The organism is Nocardiopsis trehalosi NBRC 14201, assembly GCF_001552555.1.
GTDB classification, from domain to species: domain Bacteria; phylum Actinomycetota; class Actinomycetes; order Streptosporangiales; family Streptosporangiaceae; genus Nocardiopsis_B; species Nocardiopsis_B trehalosi.
Window position 1 is genome coordinate 1 of sequence record NZ_BCRK01000285.1, and the last position, 4720, is coordinate 4720.

General features: G+C 76.3%; 4 protein-coding genes. All 4 read right to left on the bottom strand.

Going from position 1 to position 4720, the window contains the following annotated elements; genetic code table 11:
- Positions 1-128: 128 nt before the first annotated feature.
- Positions 129-461, bottom strand: coding sequence for a hypothetical protein (locus NT8_RS27195; RefSeq protein WP_067975720.1), 333 nt, complete (start codon positions 459-461; stop codon positions 129-131).
- A gap of 125 nt (positions 462-586) precedes the next feature.
- A complete protein-coding gene (locus tag NT8_RS27200; RefSeq protein WP_067975723.1) occupies positions 587-1246 on the bottom strand; it encodes a response regulator in 660 nt (219 codons plus the stop codon).
- Complete coding sequence (locus tag NT8_RS27205; protein ID WP_245646355.1) at positions 1243-2718, bottom strand: sensor histidine kinase; 1476 nt, start codon at positions 2716-2718, stop codon at positions 1243-1245. Before NT8_RS27205 ends, NT8_RS27200 begins: the two co-directional genes overlap by 4 nt.
- Before the next feature lie 113 nt (positions 2719-2831).
- Positions 2832-4720: serine hydrolase domain-containing protein (locus NT8_RS27210; protein ID WP_067975726.1), on the bottom strand; the 1889-nt coding region annotated here is incomplete at its 5' end.

Consider the following 4720-nt stretch of genomic DNA (forward strand, 5'->3'; position numbering starts at 1 on the left):
CGCCGTGTCGACACGGCGACCCGCTGATACGGCGATCCGGGGACACAGCGACCCGGCGATGGTGCGCCCTCCGAAGGGTGCGGACAGCGGGCCCTGCCGGCACGGCACCCCGCCGGCCCGGCCCGGGGTCAGCCGAATTCGACGGACACCACTTCCGCGTCGACGTCCCAGGACTCGCCGTCCTTGAGGCTCTTCACCAGGTGGCCCGTGCGGCAGTCGACCGCGCCGTAGAGGTCCGCGGTGTGGCCGCTGCGGTTCTCCACCCGGATGACCTCGCCGAACATGTCGGCCGGTTCGAGGTTGTAGCACTGCTTCTCCGGGGCGGGGATGCGGTGCGTCGTCTCGCCGGACCGGATCCTCTCGACGTACACGAACTCCTTCTCCCCGTCGCCGGGCGCGGCCCCGGCGGTGTACGCGGACGCGTGCGCCCCCGACAGGAGCGCGGACAGCAGGCGGAACACGGCGGCCTCCTCGGTTCACCGAACGGTGCGTGCACCGCCCCGCTGTCCGCGTCCGCACCACGCGGACCTCCAGGGGAGGGCGGCGTCCGGGAAACCCGGGCCCCGGCCCCCGCCCGCCGCGCGCCTCAGCGGGGGACCACCCCGTTCTGGTACGCCCACACGACGGTCTGCACCCGGTCGCGGACCCCGATCTTGGCCATGGCGCGCCCCAGGTGCGACTTGACCGTGCTGGTCTCGATGACCAGCTCCCGCGCGATCTCGGCGTTGGACAGGCCCTGCGCGAGCAGCCGCACGATGTCGGCCTCGCGCGCGGTGAGCCGGTGCAGGGCGGTGGGGCCGTCGGTGCCCGAGGGCTTGCGCCGGGCGAACTCGGCGATCACCCGCCGGGTCACCGCCTGGTCGACCAGGCCGTGCCCGCTCGCCAGCCGCCGCACCGCGTCGATGAGGTCCTCGGGTTCGGCGTCCTTGAGGATGAACCCGCTCGCCCCCGCCTCCAGCGCCCCGAAGACGTAGTCGTCCAGGTCGAAGGTCGTCACCACCAGCACGGCGGGCGGGGAGGCGAACCGGTCGCTCTCCGCGATGCGCCGGGTCGCGGCGATCCCGTCGCCGCCGGGCATCCGCACGTCCATGCAGATGACGTCGGGCGCCAACCGGTGGGCGAGGTCGACCGCGGCCGGGCCGCTGGAGCCCTCGCCCACCACCTCGATGTCGCCCGCGTCCTCCAGGACCACGCGGAAGCCCGCGCGCACCACCGACTGGTCGTCCACCAGCACCACGCGGATCATGCCGTACCACTCGCCTTCGCTTCGGGGACCGGATCCACCGGCGGGGTGCCGGTGGGCAGGGTGAGCGCGACCCGCCAGCCGCCGTCGGCGGTCGGCCCGGCGTCGAACGCGGCGCCGATGAGCTGCGCCCGTTCGCGCATGCCGATGAGGCCGTGTCCGCGCCGGCCGCCGGGCCGGGGCGGGGCGGGGGTGCCGCGGCCGGCCGGGGGCGGCGTGTTGGCGACCTCCAGCGCCACCGCGTCGGGGCGGTAGCTCAGCACCACCCGCACCCGGGCCCCCGGGGCGTGGTCGCGGACGTTGGACAGCGCCTCCTGCACCACGCGGTAGCAGGCGACGTCGGCGATCGGCGGCAGGTCGCGGGGCGCGCCCTCGCGCACCAGGTCGACGGGGGTCCCGAGGTCGCGGACGTCCCCGACGAGCCGGTCCAGGACGGCCAGCCCCGGCACCGGGGCGCCGTCCCCGCCCAGGCCGCCGTCGTCGGGGCCGAACGCGGGGGCGTCGCGGGCGGCCTCGCGCAGGGTGCCGACGACCAGCCGCAGGTTGTCGAGGGTCTCCTTGCCCTGCGCGCGGATCCACGCGGTGCCCTGCCGGGCGGCGGCCGGGTCGCGCTCGATGAGCCGCTCCACGGCCGCCGCCTGGACCACCATCCCGGAGAGGTGGTGCGCGGCGATGTCGTGGAGTTCGCGCGCCATCCGGGCCCGCTCGGCGCCGATGGCGGCGTCCGCGCGGTCGCGCTGGGCGCGCACGGACTCCTCCGCGCGCAGCCGCACCAGCTCCAGGTAGCGGCGGCGGGTGGCGGCGTAGGTGCCGGCCACCGCCGTCGCGACGTAGGACAGCACGCCGGTGATGGCGTGGTCCAGCACCAGGGCGGCGGGGCCGGTCGGCACCGGCGCCTCGGCCATCGACTCCGGCCGCAGGGGGGCGGTGACGCCGGTCAGCGGCCCGGCGGCCAGGAAGCCGAGCGCGGTCTCCAGCACCGTGACCACGGCGATGACCGGGACCAGCCGCCGCGCGGGGAGCAGGGTGCCGCAGGTGTACGCGGCGATCATCGGCGCCACCCCCCGCACCCCGATCCCCCCGGGCAGGACGGCGACCAGCGCCACCTGGACCAGGGCGGTCGAGGCGAGGCAGAGCACGGGGCGGGTGGTCCGCAGGCAGAGGAGGAGCGCCTGGGCGACGGCCAGAGCGGTGACCAGGCCCGCGTGCGCCGGGGTGAACCCGACCGCGAGCGCGTCGGGGCTCTCCGCCAGCACCGGCCAGAGCACGCACGCCGAGGCGGCGGCGACGGCGACCGCCAGCAGCGCGTCGCGGGGGAGGCCGCGGGTGATCCCGGCCCGGGTCAGCCCGGCGTCGAGCCGGGCCGCGGCCCGGCCGAGCCGCCCGCCGACCAGGTCGGCGTCGAGGTCGGTGTCCGGGTCCGGGCCGGGGCCGGGGCCGTCCCCGGTGCGGGGGCCGGCCTGGCGCTGCGTCACGTGGTTCACCCGCCTTCGTGGGGTTGGAGCGGTGTCGCCGATGCTATGAGGTGGTGCGGCGTGCCGGGAGCGGGGTACCCCGCCGCCGGCCCGCCGCATCGGGCGCGCCCCGGTCAGTAGGACACGCTGGGGGCGAGCAGGTTGAAGACGACCGCGAACCAGGCGACGCCGAGGAACGCGAGGAGCAGCAGCGCCCGGCCGGTGGCGCGGACCCACCCGACGCGCCGCCGGACACCGACCACCACGTGGGCCGCCGCCGGGAGGATGCCCAGGACGCCCACGAGCTGGAGGGCCTGGAGAACGCGGATGGCGGCGAACGGCACGTCCGTGAGCCCCATGAGCGTCACGATGACCCCCATCCAGCCGGCGAAGGCGGCGACGGCGCTCGCGGCGGCCACACGGGTGGAGATCCGCACCCAGCGCCCGGCGGACCCGTCGGCCGGGGGCGTCGGCAGCGACAGGCGGCGCCGGACGATCGCCCGGACCGGCCAGACCAGCAGCGCGGTGAGCAGCACGGCGGCCGAGGACACCAGGATCGGCACGGCCACGGCCGGGTCCCGCTCCGGGTCGACGCGCAGCAGGGCGAACGCCGAGGAGAACCCGAGCGCGCGGACCTCGCCGTCCTCCACCCGCATGGTGACGACGCGCTGGCCGCCGACCTCCTGCCAGACCCACGGCGCGACCTCCTCGTAGACCAGCGGGTAGGGCCAGGCGGGGGCGGGGGAGATGAGGATGGTGCCGTCCTCGCGGGCGGTCACCGTGGTGGTGTCCAGGACGCCGATCACGGCGAGGAAGTTGCTGTGCATGGAGCGCGAGGCGCCGTAGGTGCCCTCGGCCATGGCGGCGTGCTCGGCCGCCGTCGGCTCGACGGCGGTGTCGGCGGCGCCGTCGCCCTCCGCCGGGAAGTACCGGTCGGCGAAGGCCGAGGTCAGCGTGTCGCGCAGCACGTGGGTGTCGGCGGCGCCCCGGCCGTTGCCGTTGAGCGTGACGAAGATCCCGGCACCCTCCTCCGGGTAGATCTGCAGGTGGGAGTGGAAGTAGTCGGTGTCGCCGCCGTGCCCGATGACGCGGTGGCCGTTGCGGCTCTCGTCGAAGTAGCCCAGCGTCATTCGCGGCCCTTCGGCGAGCGTGCCGAGGGTGTCCTCGCCGAGGGCCGGCGCCTGCATGAGCTCCCGCGTGTCGTCGGCGAGCAGGTCCGCGCCGGGTCCCTCGCCGAGCTGGGCGAGCATGAACCGGGCCATGTCGTCCGCCGTCGCCGACATCGACCCGGCGGGGGCCACGCCGACCACCTCGAACGGGGCGGCGGGGTCGGCGTCGGTGGCGTAGCCGCCGGACATCCGGTCGGCCAGCCCGTCCGGCAGCGGCTGGGCGAAGGTCGACGCGTCCATCCCCGCCGGTGCGAACACGTGCTCGGCGACGTACTCCTCGAACGGCATGCCGCTGACGCGCTCGACCACGTAGCCGGCGACCGCCATGCCGTAGTTGGAGTAGGCGGGGACCGTGCCCGGCTCGTAGACCTGCTCGGGCGGGTCGGTGGCGAGGGCCGCGCGCAGGTCGTCCTCGGCGCCCTCGGCCAGCATCAGGTGGCCCAGGCGCTCCTCGTACCCGGCGGTGTGGGTGAGCAGGTGGCGCAGGGTGACGTCGCGCTCGAAGGAGGCGGGGAGGGTGATGTCGAGGTAGGTCTGCACGTCGGCGTCGAGGTCGACCTCGCCCTGCTCCACGAGCTGCAGGACGGCGGTGGCCGTGGCCAGCTTCGACACCGACCCGACGCGGAACAGGGTCTCCCGGGGGTCGACCGGGCGCGGGTCGCCGCCGTCGCCCCCGGTGTCGGCGTAGCCGTAGCCGCGCGTGGTCAGCACCTCGCCGTCGTCGACGACGGCGACCGCCGCCCCGGGGATACCGGTCTGCTCCAGGGCCGTCGGCAGGACGCCGTCGAGCCAGGCGTCGACGTCGGCCGCGTCGAGTTCGGCGGTGGCGGGGGCGGGGGTGGGCGGGGCGGGGG

Bases quoted from the DNA above. Each gene is read 5' to 3' on its own strand.
- NT8_RS27200 (WP_067975723.1), bottom strand. From the start codon at position 1,246: ATGATCCGCGTGGTGCTGGTGGACGACCAGTCGGTGGTGCGCGCGGGC.